The following is a 16,801-nucleotide window of genomic DNA, read 5'->3' on the forward strand; positions in this document are numbered from 1 at the left end:
CTACATCCTTGCCGACAGCCAGCTTAACTACCAGTTTGATGTGCGCCTGCCCTACAGCGAGCCATCGGGTCTGTTCGCCGGCGCGGCAGAATCGGTGTGGGATGTGCGGACCTGGTTCAACATTGCCCCCCGGCGCCGTCACCACGCGTGATTACAACTACCGGACAGCCTCCACGCCGATGGATGCGACGGTCAGCGTGCGTAACGATGTGGTTACCACCGGGGAGCATTACCGCTACGCCGCGCCTTATCGTGCAGCGGGTGACGACGCCAGCCCGGAGCCGGAAACCGAATCTGGCGCGTTTTATGCCCGGCTTCATCATGAGCGGGAACTGAATAAATCAGCCCGCATCCACCTGTTCAGCAATGCGGCACACCTCACCCCCGGGCAGGTGCTGGAGCCGCAGGGCGATGTCATTGCAGCCCTGAAAGAGGGCGTTATCCTCACCCTGGTGACCTACCGGGGAGCGCGCGATTCCCGTCTGCATGTGTCGGTCTGGGGAATGCCCTATACCGAACGGTACTGTTTCCGTTCGGTAGAAGTCCCGCGTCCGGTCATCACGGGCACGCTTCCGGCCCGGGTTGAGAGCCGGGAGAAGAATGATATCTACGCTCACCTGGACGAGCAGGGGCGCTACCGGGTGAAGCCGGACTTCGACCGGGAGGGGACGGAACCTCCGGAGGCCGTATCCTTGCCGCCTCCGGCGACCATGCGAGAATTCAATCCCGAAACGCTCACCCCGTGGGTGACGCCGGTGTATGCAAAATCCTGCCTGAAGGAGAAAGGTTGCACGGATGCCGGTACTGCCGAAGAGCCCGTTGATAACTTTGGACAGATGACAATTTTTGCCCAGCCTGTCGAGGACGACTGCTGCGGCTATGGTCATCAGCATGAGCATGAGCATGAGCATGCAGATGATGAAGTCGTTCAGCATGCCCAGTCAGCCAAAAAACGTAAGCCTGACGCCGGGGGCGCAAATGCACCTGCTCAGGCAACGGCTGCACCGCTTGCTCTGGGTGCTGCTACGGGCGAGATGACCCAGGTCTGGGGGGAATGGTCCCTGACCGGCGTATTGGGTGCGGCCCGGGGGATTCCGTATGTAGGAGCGATGATGTCCGCGCTCTACGTTCCATCTGCGGGCGAGGGGAGTGACAGGGTTCCTGGCCGGGACGAATTCTGGTACGAGGAAGAGCTACGGCAGAAAGCCATCGCCGGGGCAAAAGCGACAACTTGGGTGAGGTTCTTCTGGCGCCAGGATGAGCAGGGCAACATGCGGGTCTATGGTGTCCATACGGGTGAAGGTACTCCGTATGAAGGTGTCCGTACGGCAAACATGGTGTGGAATAGTGAACATAATCAATATGAGTTCACTCCAGCTCACGGTGCCGATGGTCCGCTGATTACCTGGACGCCTGAGAGACCAGCAGGCAGTGATCTTCCCTCACATACCGGCAGCGACATCAAGCCAATAGACCAGGCTACAATACTCGTCACGCCAATTCCTGACGGCAAAGATGAATACACGACACCACCTTTCCCGGTGCCGGAAGAACGCGATCTTAACGATTACATACTGGTCTTCCCTGCGGACTCCGGGATTAAGCCGATCTATGTTTATCTCAAAACCGCCAGGGATGAGCCAGGTGTGGTAACAGGGAAGGGTGAGACGCTATCAGGCACTGAAAAATGGCTTGGGGCCGCAAGTACTGGTCTGGGTGCTCCAGTGCCATCTCAAATCGCTGATAAGCTAAGAGGACAAGAGTTCAGTAATTTTGATGTATTCAGAGCAGCTTTCTGGAAGGCCGTTGCGGCTGATCCAGAGTGATCATTACAATTTAAACCTTCAAACTTATACAGGATGCGTGTTGGTAAAGCTCCTCGCAGTGTCCGGGTTGAACATGTTGGTAAACGTAAAAGTTTCGAGTTACATCATGTGGATAATATTTCAGATGGCGGCGCTGTGATGGATTGCGATAATGTTAGAGCGACAACACCTAAAAGACACATAGACATTCACAAGGGGAAGTAAATGATGGAATTAAAACCGCGCTTTGAAGATTATACGGAAAATGAGTTTGAAAGTTTCATGGAGGATATTTTCAGAGAAAACACTGCGCCTGATGATGATAAGCTAGACGAGTTGCTTGAGCATTTTGAAAAAATCACTAGTCATCCAGATGGTTCAGATTTGATATACCACACCGTTGATAAGGAAGACTGCAATCCGGAGGGGATAACTAAGGTCGTGAAAGCATGGAGAAAATCTCAAGGGCTTCCACTTTTCAAAGATAGTTAAACAAGAAAATTCAAATTCTATTTAAGAAGGCGTTTTATGGAACTTAAAGACTCATTTTCAGAATATACACAGCAAGAATTTCTATTTTTTTTTGAATGAATTTTTTAAGGGATCTCGAAAAGTGAATTTAAAGGGGGGTGCACTTAGTGATTATTTGACAAAATTATCGAATCACTTTGACAAAATAACGGAGTATGCTGAAAAGAGCGATTTAATATTTTACCCAGAGGATAATTCAAAATGTACTCCGGAAGGATTGCTTGAGACAGTTTTGAACTGGAGAAAGACCCAAGGCCTCCCGCTTTTTAAAAACTCTCAAGCTGATTGGTGAGGTCAAAATGCCAGATAGAAAATCCCCATCTCTATACGAAATTCTTACTGGCAACTTTACAGGGGAACTTCCCCTTGAAGTTGTAAACGAAGAAGACCAGGTTATTTTATCCGTGCTGGATAACATCCAAAGTATTTTGAACGCCCGGGCCGGGGCTATATCCCATCTACCAGATTATGGTTTGCCGGATATGACCAAAATTCTGCAAGGCATGCCCGGGACAGCCCACGAGCTGATAGATACATTGGCCGGTGTCCTGCTCAAATATGAACCTCGATTGCAGTCACTCAATGTCACTTTACTCGAACAACAGGTGCCAGGTGAGCTGCGTTACGCCATCGATGCGGAACTGAGAGGTATCGGACTTGTACGGTATGGCACTGAGTTTATGCCAGAGGGGAAAGTGTTGATCAGACACCTGAAACAACAGCAGTACCTCGAAAACCGTCACTCTATCTAATCCACCCATTCTCTTTTCGATACGGAATTCACGATGCTCCACACAACCGCACGCCACCTCAAGACCGGGGGCGATCCCCGCACATTGTCCGATTATTCAGCATTACGCGATGAGCTCGCTAAACTATCCCATCCGGCCCGTCCGGATGTGGATTGGGCATATGCCGAAAGGCTCTGCATGTCGCTGTTTGAGCATAACGGCGTGGAGCTACGCACCGCGGCCTGGTATACCCTGGCGCGTACTCACACGGCCGGGTTGCCCGGTCTGAACGAAGGGCTGGCGGTGCTGGAAGCGTTGATTATCCATCAGTGGGGGGCGATGTGGCCGCAGCCGGTACATGCGCGCATAGAGATCCTCGCTGGTCTGAGCCCGCGCCTGCAGCAGCGGATGCGTACCCTTACGCTGCATTATGCCGACCTGAAAGCCCTCTATCAGGCAGAGCACTACCTCACGGCCATCGGCGATGCCCTGCAACGGCTGGAGCTGAGGCATGCCAGCCAGCTTGATGGCCTGCGCACGCAGCTGCATAACGCGGCGGTGCGGCTTGAGGCGGGTCGCGGCGTGGACGGGGAGACAACGGACATTACGCTGCCTGTTCACACGATATCGGGACCTGAGCGTGCGTCAGACGAGCCGGAGATGACGACAACTCCGTGGATCTTCGTGGCACAGCCCGAGCCGAAGCCGAAGGTGACGGTCATTAGCGCCCGCCAACCGACGCGGCTGCTCTGCAAGCCGTTTGCCGCAGGGATGCTGATCATGCTGGTGCTGAGTAGCGCCGCACTGTGTGGCTGGCGCTCTCTGCATCAGCCTGACCCATTGGGCGCCCTTACGGCCTCGCTGACCCTGCCGGAACCGCTTACCGCCGCGCAGCGCCGGGCATTACCAGCGGATGCGCACCTGGCGGAGGCGGGTCTGCACCGCACGCGGCAGCAGCTCGTCCGGCTGAGCAGCCTGCCGCCGGACTGGCCTTTGCGCTACGGTAGCGATCTGGTCCAACAGGCGCAAACGCTATGGCCGATACAGGCGAAACCGCTCGCTCAGCAGTGGCAGAACCAGCTCAACGCCACTGCGCTGACTCAGGAAAAGCTAAACGGCTGGCATCAGGGCATGACGCAGCTACAGCATCTGACCGATCGCCTGAACGCGCTGGATGAACGTCGGGGGCGCTATATCACCGGCAGCGAGCTGAAAACCATGGTGTTTTCCATTATGCAGTCGTTTAACAGTGCGGTTCCGGCAGAGGAGCAGCTGCGTCAGCTCACGCTGGACCCAGCGGGCGCGGCGCAGAAGCGTGAGGCAGAAACCGCCCTTAACGCGCTGTTAAACCGCTATACGCTGCTGGCTGGACCGGCCGTTGTGCCGTAATAAGCTCGACGTATGTCTGTAGGAGCAGGTCTGGCGCAACGCGGGAATACAGGCATGAAAAAGCCCGCTTACCTTGTGGTAAGCGGGCTTCTAAAATATGGCTCCTCTGACTGGACTCGAACCAGTGACATACGGATTAACAGTCCGCCGTTCTACCGACTGAACTACAGAGGAATCGTGTGAACGGGGCGCATAGTACTGGCCCCGTTATTCTCTGTCAATTGGTGAATCAGGTTTTTGATTCAACTGGCGATTTTAAAATCAGCCTGACCAGTTAATGCAGCTGTCCGGCGGCATTTTCATCGTTTTGCGTGCTGTCACGCAGCCGTTTGAGTGGATCCTGACGGTAGAACTGGCAAAAACGCTGCCAGAGGGCAGGGAAGCGCGGCGCGAACAGCTCCGGCGCGCTAAAGAAATACTCTGACAGGACGGCAAAGCACTCGGCGGGATCGGAGGCCGCATAGGCATCGATGCTGGCCGCGTTTTCGCCCACCAGATCGATCTCATCCTGAATGTTGTCCATCGCAGCATGCAGATCGTGCTCCCAGGCGGCCACTTCGCGCAGGGGAATAAAGGGGATGCCGCTGGCGCGATCGCCGTTGCGTGCGTCCAGCTTATGGGCGACCTCATGGAAAATCAGGTTGAAGCCGGAGGCGTCGAAGGAGTCCTGGATGTCGAGCCAGTTCAGCACGATGGGGCCCTGCTGCCAGCTCTGCCCGGAGTGCACCACGCGCTGGCTGTGCACCAGCCCAATGTCGTCTTCCCACTCATCGTCCACCATAAACGGGGCAGGGTAGATCAGCACCTCATGGAAGCCGTCAAGCCACTCCAGCCCCAGCTCCATCACCGGCAGACAGAACAGCAACGCGATGCGTGCGGTTTTTAACTCGTCCAGCTCGAAGTTTTGCAGCGGAACGAGACGTTTTTGCTCCACGAAGCGGGTAGCCAGCCGGATCAGTTTCTCCTGCTCTTCCGGGGTCAGGCTTGCCAGAACAGGGATAGCAATCGCCTGCTCCCAGGGCAACTCAAGGCGCGGTGAAGATTCGGTTATTTTCCAGGGCCACTTAATCATCGTATTTGCTCACAACGTCGTCACTCAAACAAAATGGGTCATGCCAGGTCTGTTAAAACGCCGCATTCCCTGGCATCATACTGGCTACACGCGTGGAGAGATGCCGGAGCGGCTGAACGGACCGGTCTCGAAAACCGGAGTAGGGGCAACCCTACCGGGGGTTCAAATCCCCCTCTCTCCGCCACTTATTCAAACAGTTATTTCGTTACTTTTCAGTGACAAACATCCCGTTGAGCGACTCGCGCTAACCTGCATCCCGGCCATAATCTGTACTTCAGTCTACGTTAACATCGACCAGACCACAGGCCGCCCCGTGCCTTTTCGGCTTCATCCTGGCGCGAACACGACGCTGAAAGCGGTGCGTCGGGGCGGGCAATGAGGAGAAACATGGATATACCACACTGGCAGCAGCGCTTCGAGAGCTGGTTTGCCCGCCAGCCCGCCTCAGATGACGCCGCGCACGATCTGTCACATTTCAGACGCGTCTGGGCGACCGCGCAGCATATTATGCAACAGGAGCCGGCCAGTGCGGGAGTGGTGCTGGCTGCCTGTTACTTCCACGACATTGTCAATCTGCCGAAAAACCACCCCCAACGCCATCTCGCCTCAGCGCAGGCCGCCGAACGCGCCCGTGCCATTCTGACTGAAGACTTCCCTGACTTTCCCGCTGCGCTGCACGACGACGTGGCCCATGCCATACACGCCCACAGCTTCAGCGCCGCGGTAACCCCGCTGACCCTGGAGGCGAAAGTCGTCCAGGATGCCGACCGGCTGGAGTCGCTGGGTGCCATCGGACTGGCGCGGGTGTTTTACGTCTCAGGCCAGCTGGGACGCGGGCTGTTCGACAGCGAGGATCCGCTGGCGGAGCGCCGTCCGCTGGACGACAGCCGCTACGCCGTGGATCACTTTCGCAGCAAGCTGCTGAAGCTGCCTGCCACCATGCAAACCTGCACCGGCCGCGAACTGGCGCGCCATAACGCCGACTTCCTGATTGGCTATCTGGCGAAGCTGTGCGCCGAGCTTAACGGTGAGTTTGCCGCCAGCGACCCAACCGTTGCGGCACGGCTCGCGGGTTAACGGCGCGCCCATACCGACCGCGGTTTTGTGTTACGCTGTCTGATATTTTGCTTTTTCCGATCAGAGTGATTGATGCACGACAAACACGCCATACTGGACGATACGCTTGCGCTGCCGGCTAACGACGCCGCAGCCGGACATGCCGCTGGCCTGCTGGCGCAGGTGGCCGCGATTTACTCCACCCGTCACGTGCTGGCGACGCTCAATGCCGCAGGCGAGCGCAGCTGGAGCGTCGCCCGTCTGAAAAAAGCGCTGCTCACCCCCGAAGCGCTGCCGCTGCGCGACGCCGAGTGCGCCGCGCTGGCACCGCTGCTGCCGTCGCCCCCGGCCCACCATCCCGATTACGCCTTTCGCTTTATCGATCTGTTTGCCGGTATCGGCGGCATCCGCAGCGGGTTCGAGGCCATCGGCGGCCAGTGCGTGTTCACCAGTGAGTGGAACAAGCACGCGGTGCGCACCTATAAAGCGAACTGGTACTGCGATCCGGCGGTACATCAGTTTAATGAAGACATCCGCGATGTGACCCTGAGCCACCGGAAAGAGGTGTCCGACCAGGCGGCGGCGGAGCATATCCGCGCCGTGGTGCCGCAACACGATGTGCTGCTGGCGGGCTTCCCCTGTCAGCCGTTTTCCCTGGCCGGCGTCTCGAAGAAAAATGCGCTGGGGCGCGCCCACGGCTTCGCCTGCGAAACCCAAGGGACGCTGTTCTTCGACGTGGTGCGGGTGATTGACGCCCATCGCCCGGCGATGTTTGTGCTGGAGAACGTCAAAAACCTCAAGAGCCACGACAAAGGCAACACCTTCCGCATCATCATGCAGACCCTGGACGAGCTGGGGTATGAAGTGGCTGATGCGGCCGAGACCGGCCGCGACGACCCCAAGGTTATCGACGGAAAACACTTCCTGCCGCAGCACCGGGAGCGCATCGTGCTGGTGGGGTTCCGGCGCGATCTCAATCTGCATCAGGGCTTCACCCTGCGGGATCTCCCCACCTGTTACCCGGCGCAGCGCCCGGCGTTTGGCGAGCTGCTCGACCCGACGGTGGACGCCCGGTATATCCTCAGCCCCACCCTGTGGGACTACCTCTATCGCTATGCCCTGAAGCATCAGGCGAAGGGCAACGGCTTTGGCTACGGGCTGGTGGATCCGCGCAACCCGGCCAGCATCGCCCGCACGCTGTCGGCGCGTTACTACAAAGACGGGGCGGAAATCCTGGTAGATCGCGGCTGGGATAAAGCCCTCGGCGAGCAGGATTTCAACGATGAAGCCAACCAGAGCCGTCGTCCACGACGCCTGACGCCGCGCGAGTGCGCCCGGCTGATGGGGTTTGAAGCGCCGGGTCAGAGCCGGTTCCGCATTCCGGTGTCGGATACCCAGGCCTACCGCCAGTTTGGTAACTCGGTGGTGGTGCCGGCGTTCGCGGCGGTGGCGCGTCTGCTGTCGGATCGTATCCGGCAGGCGGTGGCCCTGACGCGGGGAGAGCATGCTGATGGCCGACGTACACGACAAAGCGACCCGCAGTAAAAACATGCGCGCTATCGCCACGCGCGATACCGCTATCGAAAAACGGCTCGCCGGGCTGCTTGAGACGCTCGGCATCGCCTTTCGCACACAGGACGCGGCGCTGGCCGGTCGGCCCGACTTTGTGGTCGACGACTACCGCTGCGTCATCTTTACCCACGGCTGTTTCTGGCATCATCACGACTGCTACCTGTTTAAGGTTCCGGCAACCCGCACCGAGTTCTGGCTGGAGAAGATCGGTAAAAACGTCGCGCGCGACCGGCGGGACATTGCGCTGTTACGCGAGCAGGGCTGGCGGGTGCTGGTGGTGTGGGAGTGTGCGCTGCGTGGGCGGGCGAAGCTCAGTGATGAGGCGCTCAGCGAGCGCCTTGAAGAGTGGATCTGTAGCGGCGAGGGACGCGCGGACATTGATATCCGCGGCATTCATCGCAGCGACTGATTAGGTTCAGGATTTTTCTACGTCGCAGGGAACAATCACCGGTTTGGCCGGCCAGAAGTATTTCCCCACCGTCACCAGCACCACGGCAAAAATAATCACCCCGAGCGCCACCCATTCCACCGTAGAAAGCACTTCGCCGGCAAATCCGGTGCCTAGCAGCACCGCCACCACCGGGTTAACGTAGGCGTAGCTGGTAGCGATAGCCGGTGAGACGTTGCGGATCAGGTACATATAGGCGTTGATGGCAATGATCGAGCCGAAAATCGCCAGATAGCCCACCGCGAGAAAGCCCGAGAGCGGCGGCATCGCGGTCAGCTTTTCACCGGAGATGAGCGAGGCGATCAGCAGCACAATACCGGCGGTCAGCATCTCGATGGCGCCGGCCATCATGCCTTGCGGCAGCGTGATGCGCGAACCGTAGACCGAACCAAACGCCCAGCTCAGCGAGCCGACCATGATCAGCAGCGCGCCCCACGGATTCCCGCTGAGGTTGCCCCCGCTGTTGAGCAGCACAATGCCCGCCAGACCAATGGCGATGCCCACCCACTCAATTTTGCGCGTGTTGATACCGAAGAAGTAGCTGAAGCAGAGCGTGAACAGCGGCACGGTGGCCACGATCACCGCGGCAATGCCTGAGGGAACGTTCTGGTGTTCCGCCACGGTAACAAAGCCGTTGCCCACCGCCAGCAGCAGCACGCCGATCAGCGCCGCGTTCAGCAAAGGACGCAGGGGCGGAAGCCGGTGGCCGGTCAGCAGCAGGAAGGCCATCAGCAGCACGCCGGCGGATAAGAAGCGCACCCCGGCCATCATAAACGGCGGCCAGCTCTCGACGCCGATGCGAATAACGAAATAGGTGGAACCCCAGATAATATAGAGCGCAAAGAGCGATCCAAAGAGCGGTAAAAATTTTGCGAAACGCATACTCCCTCACGACACAAAACAAAGTGACCTTATAGTAATCATCAAAACTATCTCGCGGCGAGCGCTTTACCTGCTGTTCCTTGTTAAATATTTGTTGACAAAGCGTTTACATTTCCCGAAGTCCGCTTTTACTCCATACTATGATCTCTGTCACCAAAACAAAGGAAGAAACTGTGGCTGGAAGTAGCTTATTAACCTTGCTGGATGATATCGCCACGCTGCTGGATGATATTTCAATGATGGGGAAACTGGCGGCGAAGAAAACCGCCGGGGTGCTGGGGGACGACCTGTCACTCAACGCGCAGCAGGTGAGCGGGGTACGTGCCAACCGTGAGCTACCGGTGGTCTGGCGGGTGGCGATGGGGTCGTTTTTAAATAAGCTGATCCTGGTGCCGCTGGCGCTGGTGATTAGCGCCTTTGCGCCCTGGGCAATTACGCCGCTGCTGATGCTCGGCGGGGCGTTCCTGTGCTACGAAGGGGTAGAAAAGGTGGTGCATACCCTGCACGCCCGCAAGCATAAAGAGACGCCGGAGCAGCGCAAAGCGCGGCTGGACGAGCTGGCGAAGCAGGACCCGAAGGTGATGGAGCGCGACAAAATCAAAGGCGCTATTCGCACCGATTTTATTCTGTCCGCGGAGATCGTCGCCATTACGCTCGGCATCGTGGCCGAGGCGCCGCTGCTGAATCAGGTGCTGGTGCTGTCGGGGATTGCCATTCTGGTCACCATAGGGGTGTACGGACTGGTGGGGCTTATCGTCAAGCTGGACGATATCGGTTACTGGCTGGTGGAGCGCGGCTCGGCGATCGCCAGGGGGATCGGCAGGGGGCTGCTGTTTACCGCGCCGTGGTTGATGAAAGCGCTGTCGGTGCTCGGCACCCTGGCGATGTTCCTGGTTGGCGGCGGCATAGTGGTTCACGGGATCACCCCGCTGCACCATGCGATTGAGCACATGGCCCAGTCGCTGGGCGGCATCGGCGCGGCAGTGGTACCGACCCTGCTTAATCTGGTGCTGGGGTTCATCATCGGTGGCGTGGTGCTGCTGGCCGTAAACCTGATTGGACGGCTGCGTGGCAAGCCGGCACACCAGGATTAATCTAATAGTGACCACCGCTGACCAGGCAAAAATCATTCCTTATGACTATTCTGAAGAGGTTTTCACCGATGATTCAGGAGGCAACACAATGAGCTTTGTGGTCAGCGATGAAGTTAAGCATAAAAGCGGCGGGCAGCGCATGGTAGTGACGGGCTACGCCAGCGGCATGGTTGAATGTCGCTGGTACGACGGCTACGGCGTCCAGCGCGAAGCGTTTCGCGAGGATGAACTGGTTGCCCAGCAGCACCGTCAACCTCAGACTGCCTGACGCCCGACACTCCCCTCCCGCATGGCGAGGGGAGTTTTTTTCCGCCCCTTCCGCCATTCCCCGCATTACGCTTTCCGGCCCGCTCGCCGTCCGGCGCAAATTACTTTACCCTTGCAGGCCTGCCACGGCCATTGAACGGTGGTAAAGGCAAGCCGCCATGTCTACAGTTTACCCATAACATACGCGGTGTACCCGCTCCCGCCGCGTTACGCTCACGGATATACTGTGACTTCCGCCGTCTGCCGCCTGGCAGATTAAGGGATGTAACCGAGCCTGTTCAGGGAGTCTTTCATGCATGCTGCTACGCTCACCCGGAGAATGTTCTGGGGGCAGAGCCCGAAAAGGGTTGTCAATCTCTGCTTTCTGGTGGTGCTGATTTGCTCTGCGCTCTTTACCTGGCGCGAACTGATAGTGCTGCAGCACGCCTACGCCACTTCCCAGCGCAATGGTCTGGAGAACGTGGCGATTGGCCTCGATCGCCATCTGCAGTTCAGCCTCGATAAGCTGCTGTTCTACCGCAACGCGATGCAGCTCGCGCTGGCCCAGCCGCTCAATACCGATATTTCGCGTCAAATGCTCGCCGACTTTGAGGCACAGCGTGATGAACATACCTGGCAGCTGCTGGGCAATAACCACCGCTCGATGCCGATGAACGGTGTATCGGATGCCTTTGTTAACCAGAGCAAACTGCTGCACCGCGATGAGTCGCGCCTGGCCGGCGAGCTGAGCGCTGCGCTGGAGTTTGGCTATCTGATGCACCTCTCCGGCGGCGGCGGCGGCGGAAACGGCGAGCTGCAGCAGAGCAGCTGGTATACCTCTCGCGCCGGGTTCTTCATCGCCAGCGATATCGCACCCGGCGCACCAGCGCTGCTTCCCGCCTATTATCATCAGGTCACCCGCCCGTGGTTCTTTGAGCAGTCACCGGAAAACAATCGGACGCGCGACGTGGTCTGGTTCTATCTGTACGATCCGGTTCGCAACGTGCAGACCCTTACCGCCAGCGTACCGCTCGATTATCAGCACTACTGGTACGGCGTGGTGGCGATGGATTTCCCGGTCGCCACCATTAACCGCTATCTGCAGCAGATCGTTGACGACGCGGACAAGGGCGAAGTCTACCTGTTCGACAGCCGCTTCAGGGCGATCGCGTCCTCGCAGGACGCCCCGGCGGCGGACACGCTGTTTGACTCGGTCGATATGGCGCGTCTGGCCGGGGAAGTAGAGAAGTCCAGCCAGGGCGGAATGCGGTTTGATACGCGCTACGTCAGCTGGCAAAAACTCAACAACTTCAGCGGCGTGCTGATTAGCGTCCACTCCATCGAGCAGAGTATGCAGGCCGAATTCGGCACCATTACCGTGGTTCTGATGGCGTTCTGGACGCTGTTTCTTGCCATGCTGCTGGTCTCGTGGCTGATGATCCGGCGTATGGTCGACAAAATGACCCAGCTTCAGAACAAGCTGACCTGGCAGGCCTGGTACGATCCCTTAACCCGGCTGTACAACCGCGGTGCGTTTTTCGAGCGCGCGCAGGTGCTGGTCGAGACGGCGGAAAAGCACCACGCCCCCTATTCGCTGATCCAGTTTGACCTGGACCACTTCAAGAGCATTAACGATCGTTACGGGCATCAGGCGGGGGACAGGGTGCTGCGCCATGCGGGCACGCTGCTGGCGGCACTGCTGCGTGAGGGGGATATTGCCGGGCGCGTCGGCGGGGAGGAGTTTTGCGTACTGCTGCCAAATACCGAACTCAGCGAGGCGACGCAGTTTGCCGAGCGCGTCCGCGCCCGTCTTAACGCCCGTGAAATTTTGCTTAGCCCGACGACCTCTCTGCGCTTTAGCGCCTCGTTTGGCGTGAGCAGCAGCGCCGAGGCGGGCATCTATGCCTTTGAGAAACTTCAGGCCATCGCCGACGACCGCCTCTATAAAGCGAAACAGGGTGGACGCAATCAGGTGCGCGCCGACTGAGATCTACTGCTCACCCAGGAAATGCGTCAGGCCTTCGCTCCAGCCGGCCGGGCCATACTCCGCGGTGCGGTAGACGCGTTCGGGCGTATCCTGCTTGAGCGTCACCGCATTGCGGCTGTAGCCTTTTACCACCACGGCATAATCCGTCGCGTCAAGCAGCGGCGCATCCCCTGGCGCATCCCCCAGACCGAGGGTGACCAGGTCGTTTCCGCGTCGCTGCCGGTACTGCTTCATTAGCCAGGCGATCGCCTGATCTTTGCCACCCTGCTGATCCAACACGTGCCAGAAGCGCCCGCCCTCAATCATCATCAGGCCATTCTCGCTGAGCGCGGCCGTGAAGGCGGCAAGCTGCGGGTCGGAGTCTCGCCAGATCAGGGTTTCGGAAGCCTCCTGAAGCTTTGCCAGCGCCGCCATTTTCGGTGTCAGGCCACTCCATTCGCTGAGCGTTTGCTCATCCACATCGCTGACGGTCGTGAATTTGTAGCCGTGAGTGTCACGCAGCTGCTCAAGCAGGGTGCGGATCTCCTCATGACGCGCCCCGGTAAGCAGGCGCGGATAATCCGGATGATCGCTCCAGCTGGCGTCCAGCGAGATGACGGCCCCGTTTTCGGCGATAAACGGCTGGCCGTCGAGCCCCAGCACTTTTTGCAGGCCGGTAAGCTCGGCGGCGGTTTTACTGCTGCACAGCACCACCGGCACCTGGTGTGCCTCCAGGCGGGTCAGCCACGCGCGCGCTGCGTCCCACTCATGGGTATTGTGATCGATAAGCGTACCGTCGACATCGGTAATAACAACAAGGGAAGCAACTGACACAGGCATGACGTAAGCTCCTTAATCATACGGGTGTAAAAGGGCAGGGCGGCGGTGACTTAGGATAAATCTCAAAAAATGGCGTTACGGAAAGGTGAAAAATTGGGATCGTTACCGCTCAGGCGGCAGAGGACGCGGGCTGTAGTTCTATTGATAAAATATATGCTTCCATAAGTCATATTTCCCAAAACAATATATCCTTGTTATTAAAAAAAATTCCGGATATGTTGATGCCCACATCGGATTTCCTGGTGTAACGAATTTTCAAGTGCTTCTTGCAAAAGCAAGTTTCATTCCCGGCCTCCCCGGCCGGGTTTTTTTTGCCTGAAATTCGCCTGCGCCGCCATTAGCGATTCACTTCTGAGGCGCTGAAATCGCGAATATCCAGCTCGAATGCATCCGCCAGCTCGGTCCAGGTGTGATAGTCCCTGCCGTCGATGCTGACGCGCGCCGGCTCGTCCGGGCTGTCGGCCCGACGTACTTCGCTTTCGCTAATTTCATTGATGGCGGCAAGCAGCGCGTCAACGTCAACGTTCACACCGCCCTGATCATTGGCTGTTTTCATCTGCGACACCTCGCGTAATAAGCCTGCCTGTAAGTATAGACCGTTAATACCGCGCTACAGCGGGCCAGGGCGATGCCACGGCAGCGCTTTTGTTCTACACTGGCACAAATGCATGAAAAGGAGTGGAACATGAAGGTTAACGATCGGGTAACAGTCAAAACGGATGGCGGACCGCGTCGTCCGGGCGTTGTTCTGGCGGTAGAGGAGTTCAGTGAAGGGACGATGTATCTGGTCTCGCTGGAGGATTATCCGCTGGGTATCTGGTTCTTCAACGAGTATGGCCACCCTGACGGCATCTTTGTCGAGAAAGCGTAACCGCCGCCCCCTCGCGCATGCCGGGGGGAAAGGCAGGCCAACGCCGATATAAGCGTCATAATAATAGGTATTCAGTATGAATCTCTGACGGCACGTCAGAGATCGGCATAGCGTAGAGCGTGTAGGGTACAGGCGTAAATTACCGCATATTCACAAAAATTCCGTTGGTCACATTATCCGTAAGCCTTACCACGTGATATATGACTTGCTTATTATGCGTTTTAATTTTTCTTTTAATATTACCTTTGTGTGACGATACCGTTTTGGCCTTAATATTCATCTGATCGGAAATCTGAATCGTATCCTGCCCCGACATCCACATTTTTAACATACTGGATTCAGTACGGCTTAACGAGAGTGTAGGGAGATTAATGTTTCCGGTACATTGCATATCTTTGGCGAGATAATCGCCCAATATATTATCCAGCGATTCCGGTTTTATCGATTTCGAGCTAATAAGTAAGTTCTTACGAACTAACAAATATTCGTCGAAATGGATATTGGCAATCGCCATAAAGACGATAAACAGCGTATCGGGATGGCGGGTGATCACCTGCTTAATCCGCTCGCTGCTTTCCGGACAATGAATGAAACAGTCCTCATTAATAAACACTACATGGGGTTGTCGTACCCGGCACTCCTCAGCCAGTCCGTCCACACTTTCTACGTCACATATTTGCCGCTTCTTAACCCCCCGACTGGCTAAGTAACCGGTCAGTCCAAGTCTGGTATAGCTGCATAAATCCATAATAATCGTTGACATAGCAAACCCTCACTAAACGCGTTATCCATTAAAGCACAACGATATCTACCCTGAGCGCTCACCTGAGTTAGTCTGGCTTTTCACCTGAACGGCAGTACGGGACAACCACGAATTCTCTGCACGCGATCGACATATATACCGCTTCGCTATTAATTATTACCGATTAACGGGAAGCGCTTCGGTAATCATTAAACACGCGCCATCAGTACATAAGCTGTTTCTTATGCAGAAGACAATACAAACCTCGACCATTGCAAGGCATGTTAAAAACAGGGTGAAGACAATCAGGCGAACTCACTATCCCGTAAAGTTACGTATAATTTGCCAGGAATGTTCTCAAAGTAAAGTAAATGTTTAGTTATGTGAGTTCGCTAAAAAGTATTCAGCCCCGGTCTGTATAAGCTGGTGGGATGTCCTTAATAAAAATTTTAGGATTATCCTCACGATGACAATACGATTATTGTGGAATTGGCGTAGAGGGAATTTCACTCACCAGACTGGCCAGTAAATCAAAGATTTCGCTGAAAAGATGTTCGCAGAAGGGGGCAATTAACGGCATCATCGCCGCCATTACCAGAATGCCGACCGTTAACGTAATCGGGAAGCCGATCACAAATACGGAGAGCTGGGGCGCCATACGGTTTAGCATTCCGAGGGCCAGGTTGAGCGTTAGCAGCAGGGTAATCAGCGGCAGCGCCAGCATCAGACCATTAATGAAGATCATCCCGCCAGCGCGCGTCAGCGCCAGAAACGCATTGCTGTTCATCGGCTCACCGCCAATCGGCAGGGTGTGAAAGGTGTCGACCAGCAGCGAAATCAGCCATAAATGCCCGTTGAAGGTCAAAAACAGCAGCATCGCCAGCATATCCATGAAGCGCGCCAGCACCGGCATGTTCAGCTTGGACGCCGGGTCCACGAAGGTGGCGAACGACAGCCCCATTTGCAGGCCGATCACTTCGCCTGCCATCCTGACCGCCGCAAACGCAAACTGCATGGTAAAGCCCAGCGCAATGCCGATTAAAATCTGCTGAATCGCAAGCCAGAAGCCCTGAGGCGAGAAAATGGTGACGCCGGTGGCAGGAAGGTTAGGGGCGATAATCACGGTAATCATGATCCCAAGCCCAATCTTGACGCGCTTGGGGATCATACGTTCACTCAGGATAGGCGCGGTGGAGATCAGCGCCAGCACGCGCAGCAGCGGCCAGAAGTAGAGGCTCAGCCAGTGGAGCCATTGATCGCTGGTAACCTGAAACATGCCTGAGGGGTTATCCGATGATGTACGGCAGACGGGTAAACAGCGTGCGCACGTAGTCGAGCAGCAGGTTGAGCATCCACGGGCCGGCGACGATAATCGCGCAGACCACAGCCAGAATTTTCGGAATGAACGAGAGCGTCATTTCGTTTATCTGGGTGGCGGCCTGCAAAATGCTGATGATAAGACCGGTTATCAGCGACACCAGCAGCAGCGGTGCGGCCAGCGACAGGGCGACTTTCATCGCCTCGGTTCCCATCATCATTACCGATTCAGGCGTCAT

17 protein-coding genes, 2 tRNA genes and 3 pseudogenes are annotated in these 16,801 nt (G+C 56.9%); 14 read left to right on the forward strand and 8 right to left on the reverse strand.

Annotation, left to right across the window (positions count from 1 at the left end; translation table 11 throughout):
- The 6 genes and pseudogenes from DW58_RS21585 to DW58_RS12345 form a co-directional block, all read left to right on the forward strand.
- Positions 1 to 677 (forward strand): annotated as a pseudogene (locus DW58_RS21585) (contractile injection system protein, VgrG/Pvc8 family); the annotation flags it as partial.
- Positions 678 to 2,030: pseudogene (locus DW58_RS21405) on the forward strand (S-type pyocin domain-containing protein); the annotation flags it as partial.
- Positions 2,031 to 2,297: a bacteriocin immunity protein gene (locus DW58_RS12335; protein ID WP_409371870.1), complete on the forward strand. Its 267-nt coding sequence runs from the start codon at positions 2,031 to 2,033 to the stop codon at positions 2,295 to 2,297.
- Between the two features lie 58 nt (positions 2,298 to 2,355).
- A pseudogene (locus tag DW58_RS20225) lies at positions 2,356 to 2,628 on the forward strand (bacteriocin immunity protein); the annotation flags it as partial.
- 7 nt (positions 2,629 to 2,635) lie between these two features.
- Positions 2,636 to 3,088, forward strand: a complete 453-nt coding sequence (gene tssE, locus DW58_RS12340; RefSeq protein WP_024549609.1) for a type VI secretion system baseplate subunit TssE — start codon at positions 2,636 to 2,638, stop codon at positions 3,086 to 3,088.
- A 33-nt stretch (positions 3,089 to 3,121) separates the two neighbouring features.
- Positions 3,122 to 4,456, forward strand: a complete 1,335-nt coding sequence (locus DW58_RS12345; protein WP_024549610.1) for a VasL domain-containing protein — start codon at positions 3,122 to 3,124, stop codon at positions 4,454 to 4,456.
- A gap of 98 nt (positions 4,457 to 4,554) precedes the next feature.
- Here the strand turns inward: DW58_RS12345 and DW58_RS12350 are convergent.
- Both DW58_RS12350 and mtfA read right to left on the reverse strand, forming a co-directional pair.
- Positions 4,555 to 4,630: transfer RNA gene (locus DW58_RS12350), tRNA-Asn, on the reverse strand.
- Between the two features lie 100 nt (positions 4,631 to 4,730).
- Positions 4,731 to 5,528, reverse strand: a complete 798-nt coding sequence (gene mtfA / locus DW58_RS12355) for a DgsA anti-repressor MtfA (RefSeq protein WP_024549611.1) — start codon at positions 5,526 to 5,528, stop codon at positions 4,731 to 4,733.
- 94 nt (positions 5,529 to 5,622) lie between these two features.
- Between mtfA and DW58_RS12360 the strand changes: the two genes are divergently transcribed.
- The 4 genes from DW58_RS12360 (at position 5,623) to DW58_RS12375 (ending at position 8,565) form a co-directional block, all read left to right on the forward strand.
- Positions 5,623 to 5,712: transfer RNA gene (locus DW58_RS12360), tRNA-Ser, on the forward strand.
- A 203-nt stretch (positions 5,713 to 5,915) separates the two neighbouring features.
- Complete coding sequence (locus DW58_RS12365) at positions 5,916 to 6,605, forward strand: phosphohydrolase (RefSeq protein ID WP_024549612.1); 690 nt, start codon at positions 5,916 to 5,918, stop codon at positions 6,603 to 6,605.
- Positions 6,606 to 6,677: 72 nt separating this feature from the next.
- The gene (locus tag DW58_RS12370) at positions 6,678 to 8,129 is read left to right on the forward strand and encodes a DNA cytosine methyltransferase (protein ID WP_024549613.1); all 1,452 of its coding nucleotides are present in this window, start codon (positions 6,678 to 6,680) and stop codon (positions 8,127 to 8,129) included.
- Positions 8,095 to 8,565, forward strand: a complete 471-nt coding sequence (locus DW58_RS12375; RefSeq protein ID WP_024549614.1) for a very short patch repair endonuclease — start codon at positions 8,095 to 8,097, stop codon at positions 8,563 to 8,565. Before DW58_RS12370 ends, DW58_RS12375 begins: the two co-directional genes overlap by 35 nt.
- A 6-nt stretch (positions 8,566 to 8,571) precedes the next feature.
- Here the strand turns inward: DW58_RS12375 and yedA are convergent, their stop codons facing one another.
- Complete coding sequence (gene yedA / locus DW58_RS12380) at positions 8,572 to 9,486, reverse strand: drug/metabolite exporter YedA (RefSeq protein ID WP_024549615.1); 915 nt, start codon at positions 9,484 to 9,486, stop codon at positions 8,572 to 8,574.
- Between the two features lie 173 nt (positions 9,487 to 9,659).
- Here yedA and DW58_RS12385 point away from each other — a divergent pair, with 173 nt between their 5' ends.
- The 3 genes from DW58_RS12385 (at position 9,660) to dgcQ (ending at position 12,813) form a co-directional block, all read left to right on the forward strand.
- Positions 9,660 to 10,580: a DUF808 domain-containing protein gene (locus tag DW58_RS12385; RefSeq protein WP_024549616.1), complete on the forward strand. Its 921-nt coding sequence runs from the start codon at positions 9,660 to 9,662 to the stop codon at positions 10,578 to 10,580.
- Between the two features lie 88 nt (positions 10,581 to 10,668).
- Positions 10,669 to 10,848, forward strand: coding sequence for a YodC family protein (locus DW58_RS12390; protein WP_024549617.1), 180 nt, complete (start codon positions 10,669 to 10,671; stop codon positions 10,846 to 10,848).
- Positions 10,849 to 11,139: 291 nt separating this feature from the next.
- Entirely contained in the window at positions 11,140 to 12,813 is a 1,674-nt protein-coding gene (dgcQ, locus tag DW58_RS12395; RefSeq protein WP_035885698.1) for a cellulose biosynthesis regulator diguanylate cyclase DgcQ, read from the forward strand.
- Positions 12,814 to 12,816: 3 nt separating this feature from the next.
- Here dgcQ and DW58_RS12400 read toward each other — a convergent pair whose 3' ends face one another.
- Together DW58_RS12400 and yodD are read right to left on the reverse strand one after the other, a co-directional pair.
- A complete protein-coding gene (locus DW58_RS12400) occupies positions 12,817 to 13,632 on the reverse strand; it encodes a mannosyl-3-phosphoglycerate phosphatase-related protein (protein ID WP_024549619.1) in 816 nt (271 codons plus the stop codon).
- 337 nt (positions 13,633 to 13,969) lie between these two features.
- Entirely contained in the window at positions 13,970 to 14,188 is a 219-nt protein-coding gene (yodD, locus tag DW58_RS12405; RefSeq protein WP_024549620.1) for a YodD family peroxide/acid resistance protein, read from the reverse strand.
- A 129-nt stretch (positions 14,189 to 14,317) separates the two neighbouring features.
- Here yodD and dsrB point away from each other — a divergent pair, with 129 nt between their 5' ends.
- Positions 14,318 to 14,503 carry a protein DsrB gene (dsrB, locus tag DW58_RS12410; protein ID WP_024549621.1) on the forward strand — a complete coding sequence of 62 codons (186 nt, stop codon included), beginning with the start codon at positions 14,318 to 14,320 and terminating at the stop codon, positions 14,501 to 14,503.
- A 139-nt stretch (positions 14,504 to 14,642) separates the two neighbouring features.
- Here the strand turns inward: dsrB and rcsA are convergent, their stop codons facing one another.
- The 3 genes from rcsA to fliQ all read right to left on the reverse strand — a co-directional run bounded on the left by rcsA (position 14,643) and on the right by fliQ (position 16,801).
- Positions 14,643 to 15,266 (reverse strand): transcriptional regulator RcsA, encoded by a 624-nt coding sequence (gene rcsA, locus DW58_RS12415; protein ID WP_024549622.1) that lies wholly within the window; start codon positions 15,264 to 15,266, stop codon positions 14,643 to 14,645.
- A gap of 457 nt (positions 15,267 to 15,723) precedes the next feature.
- Positions 15,724 to 16,521, reverse strand: coding sequence for a flagellar biosynthetic protein FliR (gene fliR / locus DW58_RS12420; RefSeq protein ID WP_024549623.1), 798 nt, complete (start codon positions 16,519 to 16,521; stop codon positions 15,724 to 15,726).
- A 10-nt stretch (positions 16,522 to 16,531) separates the two neighbouring features.
- Positions 16,532 to 16,801, reverse strand: coding sequence for a flagellar biosynthesis protein FliQ (gene fliQ, locus DW58_RS12425; RefSeq protein WP_024549624.1), 270 nt, complete (start codon positions 16,799 to 16,801; stop codon positions 16,532 to 16,534).

This window comes from Siccibacter turicensis LMG 23730, from assembly GCF_000463155.2.
GTDB classification, from domain to species: Bacteria; Pseudomonadota; Gammaproteobacteria; order Enterobacterales; family Enterobacteriaceae; genus Siccibacter; species Siccibacter turicensis.

Bases quoted from the DNA above. Each gene is read 5' to 3' on its own strand.
- tssE (WP_024549609.1), top strand. From the start codon at position 2,636: ATGCCAGATAGAAAATCCCCATCTCTATACGAAATTCTTACTGGCAAC.
- DW58_RS12370 (WP_024549613.1), top strand. From the start codon at position 6,678: ATGCACGACAAACACGCCATACTGGACGATACGCTTGCGCTGCCGGCT.
- DW58_RS12365 (WP_024549612.1), top strand. From the start codon at position 5,916: ATGGATATACCACACTGGCAGCAGCGCTTCGAGAGCTGGTTTGCCCGC.
- yedA (WP_024549615.1), bottom strand. From the start codon at position 9,486: ATGCGTTTCGCAAAATTTTTACCGCTCTTTGGATCGCTCTTTGCGCTC.
- fliQ (WP_024549624.1), bottom strand. From the start codon at position 16,801: ATGACGCCTGAATCGGTAATGATGATGGGAACCGAGGCGATGAAAGTC.
- DW58_RS12375 (WP_024549614.1), top strand. From the start codon at position 8,095: ATGGCCGACGTACACGACAAAGCGACCCGCAGTAAAAACATGCGCGCT.
- dsrB (WP_024549621.1), top strand. From the start codon at position 14,318: ATGAAGGTTAACGATCGGGTAACAGTCAAAACGGATGGCGGACCGCGT.
- dgcQ (WP_035885698.1), top strand. From the start codon at position 11,140: ATGCATGCTGCTACGCTCACCCGGAGAATGTTCTGGGGGCAGAGCCCG.
- yodD (WP_024549620.1), bottom strand. From the start codon at position 14,188: ATGAAAACAGCCAATGATCAGGGCGGTGTGAACGTTGACGTTGACGCG.
- DW58_RS12345 (WP_024549610.1), top strand. From the start codon at position 3,122: ATGCTCCACACAACCGCACGCCACCTCAAGACCGGGGGCGATCCCCGC.
- rcsA (WP_024549622.1), bottom strand. From the start codon at position 15,266: ATGTCAACGATTATTATGGATTTATGCAGCTATACCAGACTTGGACTG.
- mtfA (WP_024549611.1), bottom strand. From the start codon at position 5,528: ATGATTAAGTGGCCCTGGAAAATAACCGAATCTTCACCGCGCCTTGAG.
- DW58_RS12390 (WP_024549617.1), top strand. From the start codon at position 10,669: ATGAGCTTTGTGGTCAGCGATGAAGTTAAGCATAAAAGCGGCGGGCAG.
- fliR (WP_024549623.1), bottom strand. From the start codon at position 16,521: ATGTTTCAGGTTACCAGCGATCAATGGCTCCACTGGCTGAGCCTCTAC.
- DW58_RS12335 (WP_409371870.1), top strand. From the start codon at position 2,031: ATGATGGAATTAAAACCGCGCTTTGAAGATTATACGGAAAATGAGTTT.
- DW58_RS12400 (WP_024549619.1), bottom strand. From the start codon at position 13,632: ATGCCTGTGTCAGTTGCTTCCCTTGTTGTTATTACCGATGTCGACGGT.